Raw genomic sequence first — 25,433 nt, 5'->3', positions numbered from 1 at the left:
GGACGGTGGAAGCCCGGGGGCGTGCGCGGTGTGAAGATCACCCCGGAGCCGCCGGAAGAACACCGCGGGCCGTCGTGCCCGTCCGGCCAGTAGACCCGGCATCGCTGACCCCAATGAGGGGGCGGTGGGCGCGGCCGCGAGCCGTCCACGCCGCCAAGGAGGGTGGTACCGCGGGAGCGCTCGCTCTCGTCCCTCCGACGGAAGCACGCGACCAGCGACAAGCGTCCCGCCGGAGGAAGTAACCCCTGATGAGTGAGTTGCGCCAGCCGCAGTACCGCCAGGTGCCCGCCCAGGTCGACCTGCCCGCCCTCGAACGGGAGGTGCTGGACCTGTGGAGCGAGCGCAAGACCTTCGCCCGCTCCCTCCAGCAGACCGAGGGCCGCCCGGAGTGGGTGTTCTACGAGGGCCCGCCCACCGCCAACGGCATGCCCGGGGCCCACCACATCGAGGCCCGCGTCTTCAAGGACGTCTTCCCCCGGTTCAAGACGATGCAGGGCCACCATGTGACCCGCAAGGCCGGCTGGGACTGCCACGGCCTGCCGGTGGAGCTGGCGGTCGAGAAAGAGCTGGGCTTCACCGGCAAGAAGGACATCGAGGCGTACGGCATCGCCGAGTTCAACGCCAAGTGCCGCGAGTCGGTCACCCGCCACACCGACGCGTTCGCCGAGCTGACCACGCGCATGGGGTACTGGGTGGACCTCGACGAGGCCTACCGCACCATGGACCCGCAGTACGTGGAGTCCGTGTGGTGGTCGCTGCGGCAGATCTTCGACAAGGGCCTGCTCGTCCAGGACTACCGGGTGGCGCCCTGGTGCCCGCGCGACCAGACCGGCCTGTCCGACCACGAGCTGGCCCAGGGCTACGAGACGATCGTCGACCCGTCCGTCTACGTGCGGCTGCCGCTGACCTCGGGGCCGCTCGCCGGCCGGGCCGCGCTCCTGGTGTGGACGACCACGCCCTGGACGCTGGTCTCCAACACCGCGGTCGCCGCCCACCCCGACGTCACCTACGTGGTGGCCACCGACGGCGACGAGCAGCTGGTCGTCGCCGAGCCGCTGCTCGGCAAGGCGCTCGGCGAAGGCTGGGAGCCCACCGGCGAGCGCTTCACCGGCCGCGAGATGGAGCGCTGGACGTACCAGCGGCCCTTCGACTTCATCGAGATCCCCGACGCGCACTACGTCGTCAACGCCGAGTACGTGACGACCGAGGACGGCACCGGCCTGGTGCACCAGTCCCCCGCCTTCGGCGAGGACGACCTGCGCACCTGCCGCGGCTACGGCCTGCCGGTGGTCAACCCGGTGCGCCCGGACGGCACGTTCGAGGAGAGTGTGCCGCTGGTCGGCGGCGTCTTCTTCAAGAAGGCCGACGAGGCGCTGGTCGCCGAACTCCAGGCGCGCGGGCGGCTGTTCCGGCACGTGCCCTACGAGCACAGCTACCCGCACTGCTGGCGCTGCCACACCGCGCTGCTCTACTACGCCCAGCCCTCCTGGTACATCCGCACCACCGCCGTCAAGGACGCCCTGCTGCGGGAGAACGAGCGGACCACCTGGCACCCGGAGAGCGTCAAGCACGGCCGCTACGGCGACTGGCTCGACAACAACGTGGACTGGGCGCTGTCCCGCAACCGCTACTGGGGCACGCCGCTGCCCATCTGGCGCTGCCCGGACGGCCACCTCACCTGCGTCGGCTCGCTGGCCGAGCTGACCGGCCTGACCGGCACCGACCAGTCGGGCCTGGACCCGCACCGCCCGTACATCGACGAGGTCGTCTTCGACTGCCCGACCTGCGGCGGCACCGCGACCCGGGTGCCCGAGGTGATCGACGCCTGGTACGACTCGGGCTCGATGCCGTTCGCGCAGTGGGGCTACCCGTACCGCAACAAGGAGCTGTTCGAGCGCACCTACCCGGCGCAGTTCATCTCCGAGGCGATCGACCAGACCCGCGGCTGGTTCTACACGCTGATGGCCGTCGGCACCCTGGTCTTCGACCGCTCCGCCTACGAGAACGTGGTCTGCCTCGGCCACATCCTCGCCGAGGACGGCCGCAAGATGTCCAAGCACCTGGGCAACATCCTGCAGCCCATCCCGCTCATGGACCAGCACGGCGCCGACGCCGTGCGCTGGTTCATGGCGGCCGGCGGCTCGCCGTGGGCGGCCCGCCGGGTCGGCCACGGCACGATCCAGGAGGTGGTGCGCAAGACGCTGCTCACCTACTGGAACACCGTCGCCTTCCAGGCCCTGTACGCCCGCACCTCCGGCTGGGCGCCCTCGGCGGCCGACCCGGCGGTCGCCGACCGCCCGCTGCTGGACCGCTGGCTGGTCGGCGAACTCAACGCGCTGGTACGGGACGTGACCGACGCGCTGGAGTCCTTCGACACCCAGCGGGCCGGCAAGCTGCTCTCGGCCTTCGTCGACGACCTGTCCAACTGGTACGTGCGGCGCTCCCGCCGGCGGTTCTGGCAGGGCGACGCGGCGGCGCTGCGCACCCTGCACGATGTGCTGGAGACCTTCACCCGGCTGATGGCGCCGCTGGTGCCCTTCATCACCGAGCGGGTCTGGCAGGACCTGGTGGTGCCCGTCTCCCCCGACCTGCCCGACTCCGTGCACCTGGCGAGCTGGCCGGTGGCGGACGAGGCGGCGCTCGACCCGGCGCTGTCGGAGCAGATGCGGCTGGTACGGCGGCTGGTCGAACTCGGCCGCGCCACGCGGGCGGAGTCCGGCGTCAAGACCCGCCAGCCGCTCTCGCGCGCGCTCGTCGCCGCGGCCGGCTTCGGCGAGCTCTCCGCCGAACTGCGGGCGCAGATCGCCGAGGAGCTCAATGTCGCCACGCTCGCCTCGCTCTCCGAGGTCGGCGGATCGCTGGTGGACACCAGCGCGAAGGCCAACTTCCGGGCGCTGGGAAAACGGTTCGGCAAGGGCGTGCAGGCGGTCGCGGCGGCCGTCGCCGCGGCGGACGCGGCTGCGCTGTCGGCGGCCCTGCGCGAGAAGGGCACGGCGAGTGTCCTCGTGGACGGTGAGGAGATCGCGCTCGCGCCCGAGGAAGTGATCATCACCGAAACCCCGCGCGAGGGCTGGTCCGTCGCCTCCGACGCGGGCGCCACGGTCGCCCTCGACCTGGAGATCACCCCGGACCTGCGCCTTGCCGGCCTCGCCCGGGACGTGATCCGTCTCGTCCAGGAGGCCCGTAAGTCCTCGGGCTTCGAGGTCACCGACCGCATCGCGCTGCGGCACACCACCGAGGACCCCGAGGTCGCCGCCGCGCTCACCGCGCACGCGGACCTCATCGCGGAGGAGGTGCTGGCCACCGAGATCGCCGAGGGCGCTCCCGACGACACCTTCGGGGCCGCCTTCACCGACGAGGGTCTCTCCCTGACGTTCCACCTCCGGCGGTCGTAAGAGGCGGACAACGCGAAGGCCGGCACCCCGTCTCCGGGGGCCGGCCTTTCGCGTGGTGCGTGTGACTCGGTCTGGCTTAGTTGTCGTCCTCGTCGATCAGGAAGCCGCGCATCGGCGTGGGCGCCTGCTGGAGCGGGGACGGGCCGCCCTGGGGGCGGACCGGGGCCATCGGCTGGGTCATCGCCGGCGACATCTGCTGCTGGCCGCCGTACGTCGGGCCGGGGCCGTGACCGCCCATCGGGCCACCGTTCTGGCTGCCGTTGGCACCGCCGCCGTAGGACGGGCCGGAAGAGCCGTGGCCCATGGCGCCCGCACCGGCGGGAGCCATGCTGGCGATACCACCGCCACCCATGGTGCCGCCCATCGAGGGCGCGGACGGCAGGGACGGGGCGGACGGCGGGGCCGTCCGCGGCGGGGCGAGCGAGTCGTCCGCCTGATTCTCCAACTGGCGCAGCTGGGACTCCAGGTAGGACTTCAGCCGGGTGCGGTACTCGCGCTCGAAGCCGCGCAGGTCCTCGACCTTGCGCTCCAGCGTGGCGCGCGCGGACTCCAGGGAGCCCATCGCCACGCGGTGCTTCTCCTGCGCGTCCCGCTCGAGTGCGTCCGCCTTGGCGCGGGCGTCGCGCTCCAGGCCCTCGGCACGGCTGCGGGCCTCACCGACGATCTTGTTGGCCTCGGACCGCGCCTCGGCGATGGCCTGGTCGGCGGTCTGCTGCGCGAGCGACAGGACGCGGGCGGCGCTGTCGCCACCGGGGCCCTGCTGCTGCATCGGGTGGTGCTGCTGCATGGGGTGCTGCATCTGACCCATCGGGCCACCGGGACCCCCCGGGCCGCCCTGCATCCCACCGGGACCCTGCATACCGCCGGGGCCCTGCATCGGGTGCTGCATCTGACCCATCGGGCCGCCCGGTCCACCGGGGCCCTGCATGGGGTGCTGGCCCATCGGTCCACCGGGTCCACCCGGGCCGGGGCCGTGCTGCTGGGCGCTCGGACCAGCCGGCAGCTGCGGGGCACCGCCGGGCAGCTGGGGCGGTCCGCCCATGTGCTGCTGCTGCGGCGGCATCTGCTGCTGCACCGGCTGCGGTCCGGATATGGCCGGCGGCACAGGACGGTCCTGCTGGTCCTTGCGCATGCCCGGCTGCTGGTTCTGCGCGGCGGCACGAGTGGCCGCGGCCAGCTTGGCCCGCAGGTCCTCGTTCTCGCGGAGCAGTCGGGTCAGCTCCGCCTCCACCTCGTCGAGGAAGGCGTCGACCTCGTCCTCGTCATAGCCCTCTCGAAGGCGGACGGTCGTGAACTGCTTGTTCCGAACGTCCTCGGGGGTCAGCGGCATCTCTTCACCTCAACGTGATCGTCGACATATCGGGAGCCCGCACCGGTCACATCAAACCCCCGACGATGGAGATCAGGATGTAAACGATGATCATCAATACGAAGAAGGACAGGTCGAGCGCCACGCCCCCGAGACGTAGCGGCGGGATGAAACGCCGCAGAAGCTTAAGTGGCGGATCGGTGACAGTGTAGGTGCCTTCCAGGACGACCACCATGGCCTTCCCAGGGTGCCACGAACGAGCGAACTGGAAGACGTAATCCATCACCAAACGGAAGATCAGCACGAACAGGAAGACGTACAGCGCGATGTACAGCACTTGGAGTGCGATGTTCATCGCCCTTCCCTCTCCCCTGCTCGTCTTCGGCCTGCCGGCCGGGTCCAACTGTCGTGCGGTTGCCCTGTGCCTGTTGCTCGTGTTGCTGTCTGTTGCTCTTGGTGATGCTGGTTGTGACGGTGTGCAGTTGTCCTGTGCGGTTGTGTCCCGGTTCGCCTAGCTCTGGTTGAAGAACCCACCCTCGGCGATCCGGGCCTTGTCCTCCGCCGTGACATCGACGTTAGCAGGCGAGAGCAGAAAGACCTTCTGCGTCACCCGCTCGATGCTGCCGTGGAGACCGAAGACCAGACCGGCCGCAAAGTCGACAAGTCGCTTCGCATCCGTGTCGTCCATCTCCGTCAAGTTCATGATCACCGGCGTACCCTCACGGAAGTGTTCCCCGATGGTACGGGCTTCGTTGTAGGTCCTGGGGTGCAGCGTGGTGATCCGGTACGGCTCCCGCTCTGACACGACCTTGGGCATGATCACCGGTGCGTTCTTCTCCAGGTTCTGGCGTTCAGGTGTGATGGATGCCACTGGGGCGATCCGCGGTTCGCGCGGTGCCGGGGCGTGCACGAGCCGCGGCGGCTCGTCCTGGGGCGGCTGCAGCCGACCTGCCGGCACGTGCTGGTTGTGCGGCCGACGGGGCTCGGCGAGTTCGGGCTCCGGCGCGGCCCTGCCGCTGGGCGGCGCGGCCATCTCGGGCTCGAACTCGTCGTCCGGGTCGAACCCCGGTCCGTCGTATCCGTCGTCCTCCACGAGGCCGAGGTAGACCGCCATCTTGCGCATCGCGCCGGCCATGCTCTGCGTCCTCTCAGCGGGGTTGCGGTCCTGAGCCGCCGTCCGGGCGGCCGCCACACCATATTTATGCTGTGGTCCGACTTGTTTGGTGACGTTACCGGAGCCCAGGACGGACTCCGAGTACCGCCGTTCCGACGCGTAGATGTGTCGCTCCGGCCGCCACCGCTTCGTCGAGGTCCTGGCTCATCCCTGCCGAGACCATGTTCGCAGCCGGATGCGTCTCGCGCAGGCGGGATGAGATTTCCATCAACCGATCGAAGGCAGCACGGGGTTGGCCCGCGTACGGTCCGGCCAGCGGTGCTACGGTCATCACCCCGTCCAGCCGCAGCCCCTCGGCGGCCGCGATCGCGTCGGCGAGCGGGGCCACGGCGTCGGGGGCCACCCCGCCGCGCTCCCCGCGGTCGCCGGACTCCGCGTCCAGCGCGACCTGCACCAGGCAGCCGATCTGCCGGCTGGCGGCGGAGGCCGCCGCGGACAGCGCGCCGACCAGCCGCAGCCGGTCGACCGAGTGCACGTGGTCGGCGTAACGGACCACGGAGCGCGCCTTGTTGGTCTGCAACTGGCCCACGAAGTGCCACCGCAGCGGCAGGTCGGCGAGCGCGGCGGCCTTCGGCCCGGCCTCCTGGTCGCGGTTCTCCGCGACCTGCCGCACCCCGAGCCCGGCGAGCGCGCGCACGTCCTGCGCGGGGTAGGTCTTGGTGACCACGATGAGGGTGACGTCCTCGCGGCGGCGGCCGGCCGCGGCGGACGCGGCGGCGATCCGCTCCTGCACCCGGGCCAGGTTGGCGGCGAGTTCGGCGGTCCGCTGCCCGGTGGGCAGCGCGGAGCCGGTCACCGGTCGCCGTCCAGCCAGACGTAGCTCGCCAGCCGGCCGGTGCGCCCGTCGCGGCGGTAGGAGAAGTGGTCGGCGGACTCCAGCGTGCACACGTGCGGGCCGTCGATCTCCCGGACGCCGCAGCGCGCGAGTTGGGCGCGTACGCCGGCGGCCACGTCGATCGAGGGTGTGCCCCAGCTCGTCCCGGCGTACGACTCGGGAACCGAGGCAGCCACCTCGCGCCGGAGCGTGTCGGGCACTTCATAGCACTTGCCGCAGATCGAGGGGCCGATCCGGACGGCGATCCGGGCGGGGTCGGCGCCCAGGGCGGTCATCGCCTCCACCGCGGCCGGTACGACGCCGACGGCCATCCCCGACCGCCCGGCGTGCGCGGCCCCGGCGACCCCGGCGACGGGGTCGGCCAGCAGCACCGGCACGCAGTCGGCGGTGAGCACCGCGAGGGTGAGGTCCGGGCGGGTGGTGACGAGCGCGTCCACCTCGGGAACGGGCCGCTCGCCCCAGGGTTCGGTGACGACGGCGACCTCGCGGCCGTGCACCTGGTGCATCCACACCACCCGGGCGGGGTCGCGGCCGAGTGCGGCGGCGGCCCGGTCCCGGTTGGCGAGCACGGCGGTCGGCTCGTCGCCGACCGCCCCGCCGAGGTTGAGGCTGTCATACGGAACGGCGCTCACCCCGCCCCACCTGTCGGTGAAGGCGAAGTGCGCGCCGTCCACTGCCGTGTTGTGCGCTATCACTGCCGGGCGGTCACTTCAGGAAGTCGGGGACGTCGAGCTCTTCGACCGAGTCCGGGTACGGGCGGGCCGGCGGCACGACCGGCGGCGGCACCGGGGTGCCGGGCGTCTCGGCGACCGGCTCCGGCTCGCCGGCCGCCGGCGGGACGCTGCCGATGCCGTTGAACGACGGCGTGGGGCGGCCGGGTTCGGTGCCGATCCGGGGGGCCGGGGCGGCCGGCGGGACAGGCTCGTCACGGGAGGTGTAGGAGCTGATCACCTTGTCCCGGCTGCCCTTGGTCGGCGGCTGGCCGCCGTCGAAGCCGGCCGCGATCACGGTGACCCGGACCTCGTCGCCGAGCGCGTCGTCGATGACCGCGCCGAAGATGATGTTCGCCTCGGGGTGCGCGGCCTCGCTGACCAGCTGGGCCGCCTCGTTGATCTCGAACAGGCCGAGGTCGGAGCCGCCGGAGATGGAGAGCAGCACACCGCGGGCGCCGTCGATGGAGGCTTCCAGCAGCGGGGAGGAGATGGCCATCTCGGCGGCGGCCACCGCGCGGTCGTCGCCGCGGGCGGAGCCGATGCCCATCAGGGCCGAACCGGCCTCGGACATCACGGACTTGACGTCGGCGAAGTCGAGGTTGATCAGGCCCGGGGTGGTGATCAGGTCGGTGATGCCCTGGACACCGGAGAGCAGCACCTGGTCCGCGGAGCGGAAGGCGTCGAGCACGCTGACCTGGCGGTCGGAGATCGACAGCAGCCGGTCGTTGGGGATCACGATCAGGGTGTCGACGTTCTCCCGCAGGCCGGCGATGCCGTCCTCGGCCTGGTTGGCCCGGCGGCGGCCCTCGAAGGTGAAGGGCCGGGTGACCACACCGATGGTCAGCGCGCCCAGCGAGCGGGCGATGTTGGCCACGACGGGGGCGCCGCCGGTGCCGGTGCCGCCGCCCTCGCCCGCGGTGACGAAGACCATGTCGGCGCCCTTGAGCACCTCTTCGATCTCCTCGCGGTGGTCCTCGGCGGCCTTGCGGCCGACGTCGGGGTTGGCGCCCGCGCCGAGGCCGCGGGTCAGTTCACGGCCGACGTCGAGCTTGACGTCGGCGTCGCTCATCAGGAGGGCCTGTGCATCGGTGTTGATCGCGATGAACTCGACGCCCTTGAGACCGACCTCGATCATCCGGTTGATGGCGTTGACACCACCGCCGCCGATGCCGACGACCTTGATGACCGCGAGGTAGTTCTGGGGTGCTGCCACGTCGAAGCCCTCTCGCCTCGATTACGAATCGTGTGGGACGGTCGGTGGCTCGCCGGTGCCGTTCCGAACCCTAACCCTGAGGTTTAGGGTTACCAGTATGCCCTGTCCCTTGTGTTCCCTTGGGACGAGACACTAAGTCGACAAGCGGTGGCGGTTCAACGAACACGCCGAACCTCCCGTATTTCTTTTCACCCTATGTGATCACGTCATGCGCCGCTGCAGCGGGTCCGAACACCCGCGCGCCCGGCCGCACCCGGCCCGGCCGCGGCGTCAACTCCCGGACGCGGCAGGGGCGCTGGGAGCGCTGACGTCGTAGTGGGTCGCGTCGGGCTGCGCCTTCATCAGCGCGGTGAGCACCGCGGCCTTGCGGGCGCCCTGCTCGGAACTGCCCCACATCACATCGCGGCCGCCGGTGAGTTCGACGGTGATGCCGTCATAGGAGACGACCTGGATCGCGGTCGCGTGGCCGCGCAGGCTTTCCGGGAGGTCGGCGGAGACCGCAATCGCCGCGCGCAGCAGCCTTTTCGTACCGAACTGCCGAATACTGTCCGCACGGGGGTCGGTCAATTGCACGAGGGGGACACCGGCGGGCGCGCGGTCGACGGTGGCGAACCGCACGCCGTCGCGGTCGACTTCGGTGTAGTGCGAGCCGCTGCGCAGCACGGCGGAGGGGGTCCGCTCGGTCACCTCCAGCCGCACGGTGTGCGGCCAGGAGCGTTCGACCGTCACGGCGGACAGCCGCGGCAGCGCTTTGAGCAGGCGGGAGCGGACCTTGCCGGTGTCCACCGACAAGAGGGCTCCGCCGAGGGGGACATGAGCGCTGCGGATGATCTGATCATCGGACAGATTGTGGTTCCCGCGCACGGTCACGTGCTCCGCCCGCAGCAAGGGTGAGCCGTAGACGAGCCACGTGCCGCCGCCGATCAGCACGGAGGCGGCCGCGAGGCCCCCGAGCACGGCCCGCCTCCGGCGGACCACGGTGTCCCGGGTGCGCGGGCCCCGCGGCGGCGAACTCGGCGCCCGCCGAACCGAGTCCGGCTGCGCCGGGCGCTGTACGCGACCCTCGCGCGTGGAGTTCCCACCCATCGGCGACACCTCGCCCTCCCGGCGTCCGACGCGGGCTCGCCCCGCGAATCCCCCCATCCTCCCCCGGCTTTGCCCCTACGCCGCGGCACCCCGCCGTAAGGCTGCGCCGCTCTCACGCCGCCAAGAACGGCTACGCGTCTGCCCCCACCCCGCCGTCCCCGGCCGCGGGCCGGTGGCCGGTTGCTCGCGCAGTTCTCCCCCAGTGCTTCGCCTGGGAGGTACCCCCACCCCCAGAGCTTCGCCTGGGAGGTACCCCCAGCGCCCCTGGGTGGTACGGCCTCGCCGTTCGCGCGCAAAGCGAGCCGTACGGCGGCGCGGGGAACTGCTCTCCCAGCAGAGGTCACCGTCCTTGGGACGGAAGATCACCCCCGTCGGGCAGACGGGTTGCCGTTCCTGGGGGCCGCGACAAGCCGCCCGCCGGCCGGTGGGCCGGACCGGCCGGAAGGGGCCTGGGGCAGTGGCCCCCTCAGCGCCGCGCGGCTACGGCCTCGTACACCATGCGGAGCAGCAGCTCGTCGGCGTCGCGGCGGCCGAACTCCGCGGCGGAGCGGGACATGTCGTAGAGGCGGTGCGGGTCGGTGAGGACGGGGAGGACGTTGCCGAGGACCCAGTCCGGCGTAAGGTCCGCGTCGTCGACGAGGAGCCCGCCGCCCGCCTTGACCACCGGCTGCGCGTTGAGCCGCTGCTCACCGTTGCCGATCGGCAGCGGTACGTAGGCCGCGGGCAGCCCCACCGCGGACAGTTCGGCGACCGTCATCGCGCCGGCCCGGCACAGCATCATGTCGGCCGCGGCGTAGGCGAGGTCCATCCGGTCCAGGTAGGGCACCGGGCGGTAGGGCGGCATGCCGGGCATGTTGTCCGAGCGCGGCAACTCGTTCTTGGGGCCCACCGCGTGCAGGATCTGCACCCCGGACTGCTGCAGCCGCGGTGCCACGGTGGCGACGACCTCGTTGAGCCGCCGGGCGCCCTGCGAGCCGCCGGAGACCAGGAGCGTGGGCAGGTTCTGGTCCAGCCCGAACATGTGCCGGGCCTCGGGGCGGGCGGCGGCCCGGTCGAGGGTGGCGATGGAGCGGCGCAGCGGGATGCCGATGTAGTGCGCGTCGCGCAGCTTGCTGTCGGGGGTGGAGACGGCGACGGTGTGCGCGTACCGGGAGCCGATCTTGTTCGCCAGCCCGGGCCGCGCGTTGGCCTCGTGGACGACGATCGGCACGCCGAGCCGCTTGGCGGCCAGGTAGCCGGGCAGGGCGACGTAGCCGCCGAAGCCGATCAGGCAGTCCGCCTTGGTGCGCTCCAGCACCTGCTCGGCCGCCTTGATGGTGCCGCGCAGCCGTCCGGGGACGGTGATCAGCTCGGGGGTGGGGCGCCGGGGCAGCGGGACCGCGGGGATGAGGGCGAGTTCGTAGCCCCGTTCGGGCACGAGCCGGGTCTCCAGGCCGCGCTCGGTGCCGAGTGCGGTGATCCCCACGGTCGGGTCCTGCCTGCGCAGGGCATCGGCGAGCGCGAGGGCCGGCTCGATGTGGCCGGCGGTCCCCCCACCGGCGAGTACGACATGCACCGAAATTCACCGCTCTCCGGACGGCCGCCGCCGGGCGGCGGGCCGTCGCATCGTCCTTCTGATGGCCCCGGTAAGGGAGTTGCGCCCCCGCGTGGCCAGCGCCGCCCGGGCGGCCGGCTCGCTTCTGGCGAAGGAGATCAGCAGCCCGAGGGCGTACATGGTCGGCAGGAGGGCCGAACCCCCGTAGGAGAACAGCGGGAGCGGGACACCGGCGATCGGCAGCAAGCCGAGCACCGCACCGATGTTGATCACGGCCTGCACCGTGATCCAGGTGGTCACGCCACCCGCTGCGAACCTGACGAAGGGGTCCTCCGTGCGACCGGCCACGCGGATACCCGCGTAGCCTAGTGCCGCGAAGAGGGCCAGTACCGACAGTGTGCCCGCCAGGCCCAGTTCCTCCCCGGTCACGGCGAAGATGAAGTCGGTGTGCGGCTCGGGGAGTTCTCCCCATTTCTCCACACTCGCCCCGAGACCGGTGCCGAACCAGCCGCCGGAGGCCAGGGCGTAGATGCCGTGCACGGCCTGCCAGCACTGGTCGTTGCTGCCGGGCGAGGTGGCGGCGATGCAGTGCAGGCGGCCCATCCGGTTGGGGCTGGTGGCCACGAAGAGCGCGGCGAGCACGCCGGCCGCGCCCAGGACGCCGGTGAAGAGCCTGGTCGGTGCGCCGGCCAGCCAGAGCATCCCGAACAGTATGGCGGTGAGCACCATGCTGGTGCCCATGTCGCCGCCGAGCATGATCAGGCCGAGCAGCAGCACCGCGACCGGGACCAGGGGCACCAGCAGGTGCTTCCACTGGGTGAGCAGCTTCTTGTCGTTCTTGCGGGCCAGCAGGTCGGCGCCCCACATCACCAGGGCGAGCTTGCCGAACTCGCTGGGCTGGAGCTGGAAGGGGCCGCCGATGGAGATCCAGTTGGTGTTGCCGTTGACCGTCTGCCCTATCCCCGGCACCTGCACCAGGCACATCAGGAACACCGCGCCGAGCAGCAGCGGGTAGGCGAGCGCGCGGTGCAGCCGCACCGGCATCCGGGCGGCGCCGTAGAGCAGCACCGAGCCGATCGCGACCGCGAGCAGCTGCTTGCGGAAGTAGTAGGTGGAGGGCAGCCCGTAGCGCAGCGCCTGGATCATCGAGGCGGAGTACACCATGACGAGGCCGAGCACGGTGATCAGCAGGCCGCCGCCGAGGATCACGTAGTACGCGGTCAGCGGCCGGTCCCAGGCCTCGCGCAGCCGCCGCGGCAGCAGTGCGGCCCCGCGCCGGGCGCTGCCGGTGCGTACGGACCGGGCCGGCGGTACGAGGAACCCGCGCGGCAGCCGGGCAGCGGGCCGCTCGCCCCCCGCCCCGGCCACGGCGACCGCGGCAACGGGTCCCCGCCGCCCCCCGCCCGGTACGCGCTCGCCAGGACGCTCGGGTCCCGAACCGCCCGGGGCCACCCCGGCGGCAGCCGCCCGCCGCCGCGCACCGGCCGCCGCGCGGGCAGCGTCGCGCTCCGCCGCCCTCCCGCCCCGCCCGGCCGCCGCCCCCGACCGCTGTGCAGGGGCAGGACGCCCGCCCCGCTCCGCCGCCCTCGCCGCGCGCTCACCGGGAACCGCCCCGGAACCGGTCCGGTCCCCGCCACGAACGCCGCGCTCCGCCGCAGGCGAGGGCTCGCCGGTCCCGGAACCGCGCCCACCCCGGCCCGCCGAAGCCGCCGGCCGACCACCCGGAGCCGAACGACCTGCCGCCCGCCCCGGGTCCTCGCCCGGAACACGGCCCCGCCCACCCCGCTCGGGGCCAACGCCCCAGCTGCCCCGGGCCCCGCCGGAGCCGGCCGGGTCCGTGCCGCGGGCTCCGCGCTCCGCCGGAGGCGAAGGGCGCCCGCCCGGGGCAGGGGGGCGGCCCAGGCCGCTGGGGTTCGCGCCGCGACCCCCGCGCGCCGCCGGAGGCTGCGGCTCGTTCGGGGCGCGGTCCTCGCCGCCGGGAGCGGTGAAGCGGTCTCGCGGCATGCGTCCCCTCCTCGGTGCGCGGCGCCGCCGCCCGCCGGCGGCCTAGTGGTCGTGCGGGTCGTCCGGCTGCTGCCCCTGGCCGGCGGCGGCCGCAAGCGCGCGCACCGCCTCGGCGAACAGGTCGCCGCGCTGGTTGTAGTTGGCGAACATGTCCATCGACGCGCAGGCCGGGGCGAGCAGGACCGTGTCGCCCTCGCGGGCGAGGTCGCGGGCCGTGGCGACGGCGGCGGACATCGCCCCAGTGTCGGTCCGTTCGAGCTCCACCACCGGGACCTGCGGGGCGTGTCGCGCGAGTGCTTCGGCGATCAGGGCGCGGTCGGCGCCGAAGAGCACCGCGGCCCGCAGCCGTGGCGCGGCCTTGGCGGCGAGTTCATCGAAGGTGGCGCCCTTCGCCAGGCCCCCGGCGAGCCAGACGATCGGCTCGTAGGCGGCCAGCGACGCCTCGGCGGCATGGGTGTTGGTCGCCTTGGAGTCGTCGACCCAGGTGACGCCGTCCACCACGGCGACCTCCGCGATGCGGTGGGCGTCGGGCCGGAAGGCGCGCAGGCCCGCGCGGACCGCCGCCGGCGCCACGCCGTAGGCGCGGGCGAGGGCGGCGGCGGCGAGCGCGTTGGCGATGTTGTGCGGGGCGCCGGGGCGCACGTCGCCGGTCTCGGCCAGCTCCTGGGCCTCGCGCTGCCGGTCGGCGACGAAGGCGCGGTCCACGAGGATGCCGTCCACGACGCCGAACTGCGACGGCGCCGGGGCGCCCAGGGTGAAGCCGATCGCCCGGCAGCCCTCCTCGACGTCGGCCTCGCGCACCAGCCGCTCGGTCTCCGGGTCGGCCGCGTTGTAGACGCAGGCGACCTGGTTGCCGTGGTAGACGCGGCCCTTGTCGGCGGCGTAGGCGGCCATGGAGCCGTGCCAGTCGAGGTGATCGGGGGCGAGGTTGAGCACGGCCGCGGAGTGCGGGCGGATGCTGGGCGCCCAGTGCAGCTGGTAGCTGGACAGCTCCACGGCGAGCACGTCGTGGTGCTCCTGGCCGAGGACGACGTCCAGCAGCGAGACGCCGATGTTGCCGACGGCCGCGGTGCTCAGCCCCGCCGCGGTGAGGATCTCGGCGAGCATCCGGGTCGCGGTGGTCTTGCCGTTGGTGCCGGTGACGGCGAGCCAGGGCGCGGCGTTGGGGCCGCGCAGCCGCCAGGCGAGTTCGACGTCGCCCCAGACCGGGGCGCCGGCCTCGGCGGCGGCCGCGAACAGCGGGCTGTCCGGCCGCCAGCCGGGCGCGGTGACGACCAGCCGGGTCTGCTCGGGAAGCCGCGTGACGGCGTCCTCGCCGAGGCGGACGGCGATGCCGAGCGCCTCCAGTTCGGCCGCCTCGGCCTGCCGCCGCTCGTCCGCGGTGGAGTTGACGACGGTGACCTGGGCGCCCAGGGTGTGCAGCGCCTTGGCGGCCGGCACCCCGGAGACGCCGAGCCCCGCGACGGTGACCGGGACGCCCTTGAGTTCGTGGGGGGAGAGCGGCGCGCCGGAAGCGGAAGGGGAGGCGGTCATGAGGCGGCCACCCAGGCGGCGTAGAAGATGCCGAGCCCGACGGCCATGCACATGCCCTGGATGATCCAGAACCGGACCACCACCAGGACCTCGCTCCAGCCCTTGAGTTCGAAGTGGTGCTGCAGCGGCGCCATCCGGAAGACGCGCTTGCCGGTGAGCCGGAAGGAGCCGACCTGGATGATCACCGACAGGGTGATGAGGACGAACAGGCCGCCCAGGATGGCGAGCAGCATCTCGGTGCGCGAGCAGATCGCCAGGCCCGCCAGGGCGCCGCCGAGCGCGAGGGAGCCGGTGTCGCCCATGAAGATCTTGGCGGGCGAGGTGTTCCACCACAGGAAGCCGAAGCACGCGCCCATGAGGGCGGCGGCGACCACCGCGAGGTCGAGCGGGTCGCGTACCTCGTAGCAGGCGCCGTTGGCGCTGACCGGGGCGCCGCACCACTGGCCGTACTGCCACACGCCGATGACGGTGTAGGCGGCGAAGACCATGGTGGAGGCGCCGGTGGCCAGGCCGTCCAGGCCGTCGGTGAGGTTCACGCCGTTGGACATCGCCAGGATCATGAACAGCGCCCAGATGACGAAGATCACCGGGCCGATGGACCAGCCGAAGTCCGTGGTGAAGGAGAGCTTGGTGGAGGCCGGCGTCTGGCCGCGCGAGTCGTGGAAGTTCAGCGCCAGCACCGCGAAGGTGATGCCGACGATGAGCTGCCCGGCCATCTTCGCCTTCGCCCGCAGGCCCAGGCTGCGCTGCTTGACGATCTTGATGTAGTCGTCCAGGAAGCCCACCAGACCGAGGCCGGTGGTCAGGAAGAGCACCAGCACGCCGGACATCGTGGGCTTGTCGCCCGTGATCAGCTTGGTCACCGCGTAGGCGATCAGCGTGGCCAGGATGAAGGCGATGCCGCCCATCGTGGGGGTGCCGCGCTTGCTGTGGTGGGCCTTCGGGCCGTCGTCCCGGATCATCTGCCCGTAGCCGCGCGAGGCGAGCAGGCGGATCAGCAGCGGGGTGCCGATCAGCGACAGGAAGAGTCCGAGGACGCCGGAGACGAGGATCTGCTTCATCGAGCGGCACCCTCGATCAGCGCCAGGGCGACGGACTCCAGTCCGACCGACCTCGATGCCTTCACCAGCACGATGTCTCCCGGCCGCACTTGTGTGCGCAGCAGGTCGATCGCCGCCTCCGCGTCGGACACGTGCACCGACTCCTCACCCCACGAACCCTCGTTATAGGCGCCCATTTGCAGCCAGGCGGCTTCGGTGCCGCCGACGGCCACGAGCTTGCTGACGTTGAGCCGGACGGCCAGCCGGCCCACGGCGTCGTGCTCCGCGAGCGACCGCTCGCCGAGCTCGGCCATCGCCCCCAGCACAGCCCACGTACGGCCCCCCCGAGCCTGTGCCGGGCCGCCCATCGCCGCGAGCGTGCGCAGGGCTGCCTTCATCGATTCGGGGTTCGCGTTGTAGGCGTCATTGACGACCGTCACGCCGTCGGGCAGCTCGGTGACCTCCATGCGCCAGTGCGAGAGCGAGTCCGCCGCGCAGAGCGCGGTGGCGATCTCCCCGGCAGGCATGCCGAGTTCACTGGCGACGGCGGCCGCGGCGAGCGCGTTCGACACGTGATGCTCACCGTACAGGCGCAAGGTCACATCAGCGCACCCGGAGGGTGTTTGCAGGGTGAAGACGGCTTGGCCGCGGTCGTTGAGCGTCACGTTCTCCGCCCGTACGTCCGCTTCCGGGGCCTCTCCGAAGGTCACCACCTTCGCCTTGGTTCGGGTGCGCATGGCACTTACCAGCGGGTCGTCCGCGTTGAGCACGGCGATGCCGCCCTCGGCCTCGGCCGGCAGCGCCTCCACGAGTTCGCCCTTGGCCTGGGCGATCTGCTCGCGGCCGCCGAACTCGCCGATGTGCGCGGAGCCGACGTTGAGCACCAGGCCGATCCGCGGCGGGGTGAGGCCGGTGAGGTAGCGGATGTGGCCGATGCCCCGGGCGCCCATCTCCAGCACCAGGTGGCGGGTCTCGCGGTCGGCGCTGAGCGCGGTCAGCGGCAGCCCGATCTCGTTGTTGAGCGAGCCGGGCGTCCACACGGTGGGCGCCAGGCGCTGGAGCAGCTGCGCGAGCAGGTCCTTGGTGCTGGTCTTGCCCGCCGAGCCGGTCAGCCCGATCACGGTGGCGCCCAGTTGCTCGATGACGTGCCGGGCGAGGCGGCCCAGGGCCTCCTGGACGTCGTCCACGACGATCGCGGGCACGCCGACCGGCCGGGTCGCCAGGACCGCCACGGCGCCGTCGGCGACGGCCCCCGCGGCGAAGTCGTGGCCGTCGGCGCGGGCGCCGGCGAAGGCGACGAACAGGGCGCCGGGCACCACCTCGCGGGAGTCCCTGACCACAGGGCCGGTGACCCGTACCGCGCTGTCCGGTATGTCGTGCGTGCTCCCGCCGACCGCTGTTGCGACCTCGGCGAGGGTGAGGGGGATCACAGTTGCTTCTGGTCCTTCTCGATAGCGGCGCGCAGCACCTCTCGGTCGTCGAAGGGGCGCACCTCTCCGGCGATGTCCTGGCCCTGCTCGTGGCCCTTGCCGGCCACCAGCACGATGTCCCCGGGCTGCGCGAGGGCGACGGCCGTGGCCACCGCTGCGGCCCGGTCGGGTTCGACGACGACGTGGCCGCGCTGGTCCGCGGGCACCTCCACGGCGCCCTGGAGCATCGCGGCCAGGATCGCCAGCGGGTCCTCCGAGCGCGGGTTGTCGGAGGTGAGCACGGCGGTGTCGGCGAGCCGGGCCACCGCGGCGCCCATCGGGCCGCGCTTGGTGGCGTCGCGGTCGCCGCCGCAGCCCAGCACCGCGTGGATGCGGCCGGCGGTGGTGGTGCGCAGGGCGCGGAGCACCGACTCCACGGCGTCGGTCTTGTGGGCGTAGTCCACCACGGCCAGGTACGGCTGGCCGGCGTCCACCCGCTCCAGGCGGCCGGGGACGCCCGGCACGGCCGCGATGCCGTCGGCGGCGGTCTGCGGGTCGAGACCGGCGGCGGCCAGGGCGGCGAGCGCGGCCAGGGTGTTGGCGACGTTGAAGGGCCCGGGCAGCGGCGAGACCGCCTGCACCCGCTCGCCCTTGGGGCCGACCGCGGTGAAGCGGCTCTCCATCAGCCCGGCGGCGATGTCCTCGGCCCGCCAGTCGGCGTCCAGCCGGCCGGCGGCGGAGTAGGTCACCAGCGGCACGCCCGCCTCGGCGACCAGCCGGCGGCCGTAGGCGTCGTCGAGGTTGACCACGCCCAGCCTGCTGCGGCGGGGGGTGAACAGCTGGGCCTTGGCCTGGAAGTAGTCCTCCATGCCGGAGTGGAACTCCATGTGCTCCGGGCTGAGGTTGGTGAAGACGGCCACGTCGTAGACGGCGCCGTCCACCCGGCCGAGCACCAGGGCGTGGCTGGAGACCTCCATCACGACGGCGTCCACGCCGCGTTCGCGCATCACCGCGAAGAGCGCCTGCAGGTCGGTGGCCTCGGGGGTGGTGCGCTCGCTCTTGGTCCGCTCGTCGCCGATGCGGGTCTCCACGGTGCCGATCAGGCCGGTCAGCCCGGAGCCGTGGGCGGCCCGCAGGCCGCCCTCCACCAGGTAGGAGGTGGTGGTCTTGCCGGAGGTACCGGTGACGCCGATGCGCAGCATGCCGCGGCCCGGCTCGTCGTAGACGGCGGCGGCGAGTTCGCCCATCCGCGCCCGCGGGTCGGCCACGGCCAGCACCGGCAGGCCGGTGGCGGCGGCGCGCTCGGCGCCCGCCGGGTCGGTGAGCACCGCGACCGCGCCCGCCTCGGCGGCCTGGGCGGCGAAGTCCGCGCCGTGGGCGCGGGCGCCGGGCAGGGCCGCGTACAGGTCGCCGGGACGCACCGCACGCGAGTCATGGGTGATGCCGGTGACCGTGGGCGACGCGGTGGTCCCCGCGGCGGCCGGCACGGGGGCGCCGAGGCGCTCGGCGAGTTCCGCCAGCGGTTTGGGGCGCACGTGCGCCGGGCGCGGCGCGCCCGGCTGTCTGAGGGTGGATTGATCAGCGTTGGGCACGGCGGTGAGGTTACCCGGAGGGCCGGGCTCCGGGCCAAAACGGCGCCGGCCCGCCCGCTGCGGGTCGCGCCGCCGCTCCCGGGCGCGGCGGTCGGCGGCGGGGGTCGGCGCGGCCTGCCCGGTGCCGCGGTGCGGCGCGCTCATCCGACCTGCTTGCCGGGGGTGGTGGCGGGCTGCCCGGGGTCGAAGGTGACCGGCAGGTTGGGCGCGGGCTTGCCGGTGGGCGGCACGCCCAGGGACTTCAGGGCGAACTGCATGACCTGCTTGAAGACCGGGCCGCAGATGTCGCCGCCGAAGTAGCTGCCCCTGGTGGGGTTCTGGATGACGCAGGAGACCGTCACCCGCGGGTCGTCGGCGGGGGCGAAGCCGAGGAAGGAGGAGGTGTAGCCCTTGTAGCGGCCGGTCTTCGGGTCCACCCGGTTGGCCGTACCGGTCTTGCCGGCGACGCGGTATCCGGCGATCCGGGCGTTGATGCCGGTGCCCTGCTCGCTGCCGACCACCGACTCCAGCATCTCCGAGAGGGTCTTGGCCGTCCTGGCGCTCACCACCCGGGTCTTCTTCGGCGGGTCGGCGGGCACGAACCGCCCGTCGGGCCCGGTGGTGCCGCGGATGAGGCTGGGCTCCACCCGGACCCCGCCGTTGGCGATCGTGGAGTAGACCGAGGTGGCCTGTAGGGCGTTGACCGACAGGCCCTGGCCGAAGGGGATCGTGTACTGCTGGGAGGCGTTCCAGTCCTGCGGCTCGGCGAGGATGCCGGGGGTCTCGCCGGGGAAGCCGATGCCGGTGGGCTGCCCGATGCCGAACTTGCGCAGGTAGGAGTAGAGCACCTGGTTCGCCTGGGCCTGTGTCCTGCCGAGCTGGCCGGTGGCCTCGATGGTGCCGATGTTGCTGGACTTGGCGAGCACGCCGTTGAGCGTGAGGTACCAGGTGCCGTGGTCGACGTCGTCGTGGAAGAGCCGGTCCGCGCGCGGCAGGGTGCCGGGCACAGTGACGCGGGTGGTGGGGGTGGCGGTGCCGGTGTCGATGATGGCGGCCATCGACATCAGCTTGCTGACGCTGCCGGGCTCGTAGGCGTCCTGCATGGCCGCGTTGCCGAGGGCCTGCGGGTCGGCGTGGGCGAGGTCGTTGGGGTCGTAGCCGGGGGCGTCGGCCATGGCGAGCACCTGGCCGGTGCGCGGGTCCTGGACGATGACGTAGCCGCGGTCGGCCCTGGACTTCTGCACCTGCTGGGTGATGGCGTTCTGGGCGGCCCACTGGATGTCGCGGTCCAGGGTGAGCTGGATGTCGGTGCCGGGCACGGCGGGCTGCTCCTGGCTGCCCGCGGTGGGCACCTGGCGGCCGTCGGACTGGGCGTAGCGGATTTTGCCGTTCCTGCCCGCGAGTTCCTTGTCCAGCATCGACTCCAGGCCGCCGGCGCCGCGCCCGTCGCTGTTGACGAAGCCGATGACGCCGGCCGCGAGGTCGCCCGCGGGGTAGACCCGCTTGGAGTGCGGGACGCTGAAGATCCCGGCGAGCACGTCGGCGCCCTCACCCGCGGCGGCCTTGGCGGCCAGCGCGGACTTCAGGTCCTGGATCTGGTTCCACGCCTGCGGGCTCTGCTGGTGGGCGATGATCTGGTACCGCGAGTGCGGGGTGGCCAGCTGCTTGGCGATGGCCGTGGGGTCGCCGCCGACGATGGGCGCGAGCAACTGGGCGGCCTGCTGCGGGGCGTCGTTCACCTTGGCCTGGGCGGGGGTGAACATCAGCGGGTCCGCCGTGATGTCGAAGGCGTCCACGGTGGTGGCGAGGTCCACCCCGTCGCGGTCGGTGATGGTGCCGCGGTCGGCGGTGACCTCGTGGGTGACCCAGCGGTTCACCTCGGCCTTGGCGGCGTAGGCGGAGGCGTCCACCGCCTGCACCTGCAGCAGCCGTACGACGAAGACGGCCATCACCACGGTGAGCACCGCGCCGACCAGCCGCAGCCGGGGGCGGGCGGCGCCGAGGCGCATCACGCGCCCGGCCGCGCGCGGCACCCGGCCCCGGGCGGCGGGGCGCACCGGGCGGGCCGGGCCGCGGGCGGGACCGCGCTGCCGGCCCGGTACCGGGCCGCGGGCGCCTCCTGCTCTGCCCGCGCCCCCTGCCGCTCCCCCCGCGGTCGTACGCGGCCGCGCCGGCCGCCGGCGGTCGGCGCCGTCCGGGGCGCCGGACTCGTCACGAGGGGTCACACGTTCACCTGCCGGAGGTCGTGGTGGTCGCGGCCGGCGGGGCCGCGGGGGGAGTCGTGGTGCCGGTGCCGGTCGGGGCGCCGGTCGTCGTACCGGTCGTCGTACTGGTCGCGGTGCCGGTGGTGGTGCCGTTCGCGGTGCCGGTCGTGCCGCTCACCGTGCTCGTACCCCCGGTCGTGCCGGTCACCGCGCCGGGCGGGGTCGCCGTCGGGACGGGCGGGCTCGCGGGCGGTGTGGTGGGCGGTGTGGTGGGGGGCGGGGCCGGCGGGGCGGTGGCCGGGGAGGCGCTGCCGCGCACCTTGCCGTCGGGGCCGAGGAAGGCCGGGTCGCCGCCGGGCACCATGCCGAGCTTGCGGGCCCGCTCCTCCAGGGAGCCGGGCGCGGAGTAGCCGTCGACCTCCTGCTGGAGCTTCTGCTGCTCGTCGGTGTAGCTCGTGGTGTCGTTCTGGAGCTTGTCGAGCTTGAAGGAGTCGGAGTTCACCGCGGAGTTGAGCAGCAGCAGCGCGATCAGGCCCCCGGCGAGCAGTGTCACGACAAGGACGACGAAAGGGGTACGGGCGGCGGTTGCGGACCGCCCGGCGGTCAACCGCCCGCCCAGGGCGGCCAGGCCGGCCGTCCGGCTCCGCCCGCCGGGACCACCGGCGCCGCGGCCGCCCGGGCCGCCGCCGCTCCCGCCCGTACGCCCCGCTCCCCCGCCGGTCCCGCCGCTGCCCCCGCTCACCGCACGTCCTCCCTGATCCGTTCCGCCGCCCGCAGCCGGGCCGGCGCCGCCCTGCGGTTCTCGGCGATCTCGTCCTCGCCCGGCAGTTCGGCGCCGCGGGTGAGCAGCTTCAGCCGCGGCTGGTACTGCTCGGGCACCACGGGCAGCCCCGGCGGGGCGCTGTGCGCGGCGCCGGCCGCGAGCACCTGCTTGACCAGCCGGTCCTCCAGCGAGTGGTACGACAGCACGGCGATCCGGCCGCCGACCGCGAGGGCGCCCACGGCCGCGGGTACGGCCCGCTCCAGCACCGGCAGTTCGCCGTTGACCTCGATGCGCAGCGCCTGGAAGGTGCGCTTGGCCGGGTTGCCGCCGGTGCGCTTGGCGGCCTGCGGCAGGGCCTCGCGGATCAGCTCGACCAGCCGGGCGCTGGTGGTGAAGGGCTCGCGGGCCCGCTCGCGGACCACCGCCTCCACGATTTTGCGGGCGAACTTCTCCTCGCCGTACGAGCGCAGGATGCGCACCAGTTCGCCGGGCGGGTACGTGTTGAGCACCTCGGCGGCGCTGATGCCCACCGACTGGTCCATCCGCATGTCCAGCGGCGCGTCCTGGGCGTAGGCGAAGCCGCGGTCGGCCTCGTCCAGCTGCATGGAGGACACGCCGAGGTCGAACAGGACGCCCTGCACCCGGGGCACCCCGAGCCGGGCGAGCACCTGCGGCAGCTCGTCGTAGACCGCGTGGACGGCGGTGACCCGGTCGCCGAAGGGGGCCAGGCGCTTGCCGGCCAGGTCCAGGGCGGCCGGGTCGCGGTCGAGGGCGATCAGCCGGCAGGACGGGAAGGTGGCGAGCAGCGCCTCGCTGTGCCCGCCGAGGCCCAGGGTGGCGTCGACCACCACGGCACCCGGAAGGGCGAGCGCCGGCCCGAGGAGGTCGAGGCAGCGGCGCAGCATCACCGGGACGTGCTGCGGGGTCGGGGACGGGTCGGTCATGGGGCCTGGTTTCACGGTTCCACGATGTCAGGGGGCGGCCGGGACGCAGGACCGGGTCCCCGCCCGCTCGGCAGAGGCCCTTCTGGCACCGGGGAAGTGGTGCCAGCTGGGCCGGGGAGCGGGAGGAGGCCGGGTCGTACGTCCGCGGTGGGGCGAGGTGGCGCGCGGTGGGCGGGCCCGTCGGCCGCGCTCACAGTAATCCGGTCGGAACCTCCTGGGACAGGGCCGAAAAGGTGTCTTCCTGGGCGGCCAGATACGCCTCCCAGGCGTCCGCCGCCCAGATCTCCACCCGGGTGTTGGCGCCGATGACCGCGCAGTCGCGGACCAGGCCCGCGTACTCCCGCAGGGGCTGCGGGACGGTGATCCGGCCCTGCTTGTCGGGCACCTCGTCGTGGGCGCCGGCGAAGAGCACCCGGGAGTAGTCACGCGCGGCCTTGGAGGTCAGCGGGGCGGCGGCCAGCTGCTCGGTGGCGGCCCGGAAGCCCTCCACCGGCCACACGCACAGGCACCGCTCGTGCCCGCGGGTGATGACCAGCCCGCCGGCCAGCGGCTCGCGGAACCGGGCCGGCAGCACCAGCCGGTTCTTGTCGTCCAGCCGCGGCGTGTACGTGCCCAGGAAGCCCAGGTCCACCGCACACCTCCCGCCGCCGGCACCACTTCGCGCCACTTTACTCCACGTTGCCCCACGGTCAACGGCGCTCCGGCCCGGCGCGCCCCCCTTTCCCGCGCCGCCTCCGATACCGTCGTAGACATGTCGATACCTGCCAGCGGCTCCGAGGAGTCCCCCGCCGTGGAGGGCGCCTCGACCGGCACCGCCACCGCATCCGTCACCGACCGCCTGGTCGCCGCCAACGCGAGCTACGCCGCCGAATTCACCGACCCGGGCATGGGCGCCGCGCCGGTACTGCGGGTGGCCGTGGTCGCCTGCATGGACGCCCGGCTCGACCTGCACAAGGCGCTCGGCCTCCAGTTGGGTGACTGCCACACCATCCGCAACGCGGGCGGGGTGGTCACCGACGACACCATCCGCTCCCTGGCCATCAGCCAGCGCGCCCTGGGCACCCGTTCGGTCGTGCTGATCCACCACACCAATTGCGGCATGCAGACCATCACCGAGGACTTCCGCACCGAACTGGAGCGGGAGGTGGGCCAGCGCCCGACCTGGGCGGTGGAGGCGTTCACCGACATCGACCAGGACGTGCGGCAGTCCATGGCCCGGGTGCGGACCTCGCCGTTCCTGGCCCACACCGACGACGTGCGCGGCTTCGTCTTCGACGTGCACACCGGCCTGCTCCGGGAAATCACGAGCAAGTAACGGCAGGCGAGTGACGTGGCCCCACCCGTGAGGAGAGAATGCACCGTGGGGGCCACGTCCCGCCGACCGCGGGTCGCTTGGCAACCGGGGAGGGCCGGTCCGGGGGCCGCGCTCCTTGCCGGCACCCTGCGACGGAACCCTGCAATTCCTGGGAACAGGCCGAGGAGCACTTGGTGACGACCTTTGACGCACGACCGAGCCTCAGCGATCTCACCGCGACCGCGGGCCGCGTGCGCCGCAGCGTGGAGAACGTGATCGAGGGCAAGCCCGAGGTCGTTCGCATCGCGCTGACCGTACTGCTGGCCGAGGGCCACCTGCTGATCGAGGACGTGCCGGGGGTGGGCAAGACGATGCTCTCCAAGGCACTGGCGCGGTCCATCGACTGCTCGGTGCGGCGCATCCAGTTCACCCCCGACCTGCTGCCCTCGGACATCACCGGGGTGAGCGTCTTCGACCAGCAGCAGCGGGACTTCGAGTTCAAGCCGGGCGCGATCTTCGCCCAGATCGTCGTCGGCGACGAGATCAACCGCGCCTCGCCCAAGACCCAGTCGGCGCTGCTGGAGTCGATGGAGGAGCGGCAGGTCACCGTGGACGGCACCACGTACGAACTGCCCAGCCCCTTCATGGTGATCGCCACCCAGAACCCGGTGGAGATGGAGGGCACCTACCCGCTGCCCGAGGCGCAGCGGGACCGCTTCACCGCCCGCGTCTCGGTCGGCTACCCCAGCCCCGAGGCCGAGTTGAAGATGCTCGACGTTCACGGCGGGGTCTCCCCGCTGGACGACCTGCAGCCGGTGGCGCACGCCCACGACATCGTCAAGCTGATCGAGGCGGTGCGGCAGGTGTACGTCGCCGAGCCCGTGCGGCGGTACGCGGTCGCGCTGGTGGGCGCCACCCGCACCCACCCGGACCTGCGGCTGGGCGCCTCCCCGCGGGCCACCTTGCACCTGGTGCGGGCCGCGCGCGCCTCGGCCGCGCTGGACGGCCGGGACTACGTGCTCCCCGACGACGTGCAGTCGCTGGCCTCCGCGGTGCTCGCCCACCGGTTGCTGCCGACAGCGCAGGCCCAGCTGAACCGGCGCACCCCCGAGCAGGTGGTGGCCGAGATCGTGCAGCGGGTCCCGCTGCCGGACCCCTCGGCCCCGAACTCGGCCGCGAACTCCGCCTCCAACGGCGCCCCGCACGCCTCCTCCAACGGCTCCGGACCGGCCGCGCCGGGCTGGCCGCAGCGCCCCGCGGGGCCGGCCGGCCAGCCGCAGGGCATGCCGGACTCGCGGGGGCTGTAGGTGTCCACGGTCTCCCCGGGGCCGGCGCGGCCCCCCGCGGACCGGCCCGCGCAGGCGCCGCCCGCCGGCGACCGGCCGCCGGGATCGCCGGGCGGCGAGCGGGCC

20 protein-coding genes are annotated in these 25,433 nt (G+C 73.2%); 3 read left to right on the top strand and 17 right to left on the bottom strand.

Translation table 11 applies throughout. From position 1 onward, the window contains the following. The first annotated feature begins 248 nt into the window (after positions 1–248). The gene (ileS, locus tag BLR33_RS13155; protein WP_093784576.1) at positions 249–3,395 is read left to right on the top strand and encodes an isoleucine--tRNA ligase; all 3,147 of its coding nucleotides are present in this window, start codon (positions 249–251) and stop codon (positions 3,393–3,395) included. A gap of 76 nt (positions 3,396–3,471) precedes the next feature. Here the strand turns inward: ileS and BLR33_RS13150 are convergent, their stop codons facing one another. The 17 genes from BLR33_RS13150 to mraZ form a co-directional block, all read right to left on the bottom strand. Further along, positions 3,472–4,725 carry a DivIVA domain-containing protein gene (locus BLR33_RS13150; protein ID WP_093784575.1) on the bottom strand — a complete coding sequence of 418 codons (1,254 nt, stop codon included), beginning with the start codon at positions 4,723–4,725 and terminating at the stop codon, positions 3,472–3,474. Positions 4,726–4,771: 46 nt separating this feature from the next. Then, positions 4,772–5,059: a YggT family protein gene (locus BLR33_RS13145; RefSeq protein WP_093784574.1), complete on the bottom strand. Its 288-nt coding sequence runs from the start codon at positions 5,057–5,059 to the stop codon at positions 4,772–4,774. Between the two features lie 156 nt (positions 5,060–5,215). After that, positions 5,216–5,839, bottom strand: a complete 624-nt coding sequence (locus tag BLR33_RS13140) for a cell division protein SepF (RefSeq protein WP_093784573.1) — start codon at positions 5,837–5,839, stop codon at positions 5,216–5,218. A 94-nt stretch (positions 5,840–5,933) separates the two neighbouring features. Continuing rightward, complete coding sequence (locus BLR33_RS13135; protein ID WP_245771376.1) at positions 5,934–6,674, bottom strand: YggS family pyridoxal phosphate-dependent enzyme; 741 nt, start codon at positions 6,672–6,674, stop codon at positions 5,934–5,936. Continuing rightward, on the bottom strand, positions 6,671–7,387 hold the full coding sequence (gene pgeF, locus BLR33_RS13130) for a peptidoglycan editing factor PgeF (protein WP_093784572.1): 717 nt from the start codon (positions 7,385–7,387) through the stop codon (positions 6,671–6,673). The genes BLR33_RS13135 and pgeF overlap by 4 nt, the downstream gene beginning before the upstream one ends. Before the next feature lie 31 nt (positions 7,388–7,418). Further along, on the bottom strand, positions 7,419–8,639 hold the full coding sequence (gene ftsZ, locus BLR33_RS13125) for a cell division protein FtsZ (protein ID WP_093784571.1): 1,221 nt from the start codon (positions 8,637–8,639) through the stop codon (positions 7,419–7,421). A gap of 270 nt (positions 8,640–8,909) precedes the next feature. Next, positions 8,910–9,596, bottom strand: coding sequence for a cell division protein FtsQ/DivIB (locus BLR33_RS13115; RefSeq protein WP_245771375.1), 687 nt, complete (start codon positions 9,594–9,596; stop codon positions 8,910–8,912). Positions 9,597–10,191: 595 nt separating this feature from the next. Then, positions 10,192–11,280, bottom strand: a complete 1,089-nt coding sequence (murG, locus tag BLR33_RS13110) for an undecaprenyldiphospho-muramoylpentapeptide beta-N-acetylglucosaminyltransferase (RefSeq protein ID WP_093784568.1) — start codon at positions 11,278–11,280, stop codon at positions 10,192–10,194. A gap of 6 nt (positions 11,281–11,286) precedes the next feature. Then, a complete protein-coding gene (gene ftsW, locus BLR33_RS13105) occupies positions 11,287–12,711 on the bottom strand; it encodes a putative lipid II flippase FtsW (protein ID WP_093784567.1) in 1,425 nt (474 codons plus the stop codon). 594 nt (positions 12,712–13,305) lie between these two features. Beyond that, positions 13,306–14,796, bottom strand: a complete 1,491-nt coding sequence (murD, locus tag BLR33_RS13100; protein WP_093784566.1) for a UDP-N-acetylmuramoyl-L-alanine--D-glutamate ligase — start codon at positions 14,794–14,796, stop codon at positions 13,306–13,308. Then, positions 14,793–15,857: a phospho-N-acetylmuramoyl-pentapeptide-transferase gene (gene mraY, locus BLR33_RS13095; RefSeq protein ID WP_093784565.1), complete on the bottom strand. Its 1,065-nt coding sequence runs from the start codon at positions 15,855–15,857 to the stop codon at positions 14,793–14,795. The genes murD and mraY overlap by 4 nt, the downstream gene beginning before the upstream one ends. Continuing rightward, a complete protein-coding gene (locus tag BLR33_RS13090; protein ID WP_093784564.1) occupies positions 15,854–17,266 on the bottom strand; it encodes a UDP-N-acetylmuramoyl-tripeptide--D-alanyl-D-alanine ligase in 1,413 nt (470 codons plus the stop codon). Before BLR33_RS13090 ends, mraY begins: the two co-directional genes overlap by 4 nt. Continuing rightward, complete coding sequence (locus BLR33_RS13085) at positions 17,263–18,981, bottom strand: UDP-N-acetylmuramoyl-L-alanyl-D-glutamate--2,6-diaminopimelate ligase (RefSeq protein WP_093784563.1); 1,719 nt, start codon at positions 18,979–18,981, stop codon at positions 17,263–17,265. The genes BLR33_RS13090 and BLR33_RS13085 overlap by 4 nt, the downstream gene beginning before the upstream one ends. After that, positions 18,978–21,041, bottom strand: a complete 2,064-nt coding sequence (locus BLR33_RS13080; RefSeq protein WP_407639667.1) for a peptidoglycan D,D-transpeptidase FtsI family protein — start codon at positions 21,039–21,041, stop codon at positions 18,978–18,980. The genes BLR33_RS13085 and BLR33_RS13080 overlap by 4 nt, the downstream gene beginning before the upstream one ends. A gap of 4 nt (positions 21,042–21,045) precedes the next feature. Continuing rightward, entirely contained in the window at positions 21,046–21,762 is a 717-nt protein-coding gene (locus BLR33_RS35180) for a hypothetical protein (RefSeq protein ID WP_093784562.1), read from the bottom strand. Further along, positions 21,759–22,727, bottom strand: a complete 969-nt coding sequence (gene rsmH / locus BLR33_RS13070; protein WP_093784561.1) for a 16S rRNA (cytosine(1402)-N(4))-methyltransferase RsmH — start codon at positions 22,725–22,727, stop codon at positions 21,759–21,761. The genes BLR33_RS35180 and rsmH overlap by 4 nt, the downstream gene beginning before the upstream one ends. Positions 22,728–22,917: 190 nt before the next feature. After that, positions 22,918–23,358, bottom strand: coding sequence for a division/cell wall cluster transcriptional repressor MraZ (mraZ, locus tag BLR33_RS13065; RefSeq protein WP_322987160.1), 441 nt, complete (start codon positions 23,356–23,358; stop codon positions 22,918–22,920). A 120-nt stretch (positions 23,359–23,478) separates the two neighbouring features. On the opposite strand from mraZ, the gene BLR33_RS13060 reads away from it, so the two are divergent. Together BLR33_RS13060 and BLR33_RS13055 are read left to right on the top strand one after the other, a co-directional pair. Then, positions 23,479–24,042 (top strand): beta-class carbonic anhydrase, encoded by a 564-nt coding sequence (locus BLR33_RS13060; protein ID WP_093784560.1) that lies wholly within the window; start codon positions 23,479–23,481, stop codon positions 24,040–24,042. A 173-nt stretch (positions 24,043–24,215) separates the two neighbouring features. Next, complete coding sequence (locus BLR33_RS13055) at positions 24,216–25,328, top strand: AAA family ATPase (protein ID WP_093784559.1); 1,113 nt, start codon at positions 24,216–24,218, stop codon at positions 25,326–25,328. Positions 25,329–25,433: the final 105 nt, after the last annotated feature.

This window comes from Actinacidiphila guanduensis (assembly GCF_900103985.1).
Classification (GTDB): domain Bacteria; phylum Actinomycetota; class Actinomycetes; order Streptomycetales; family Streptomycetaceae; genus Actinacidiphila; species Actinacidiphila guanduensis.
Note: the sequence above shows the minus strand (reverse complement) of the source record. Positions and strands in the feature narration are given on the sequence as shown.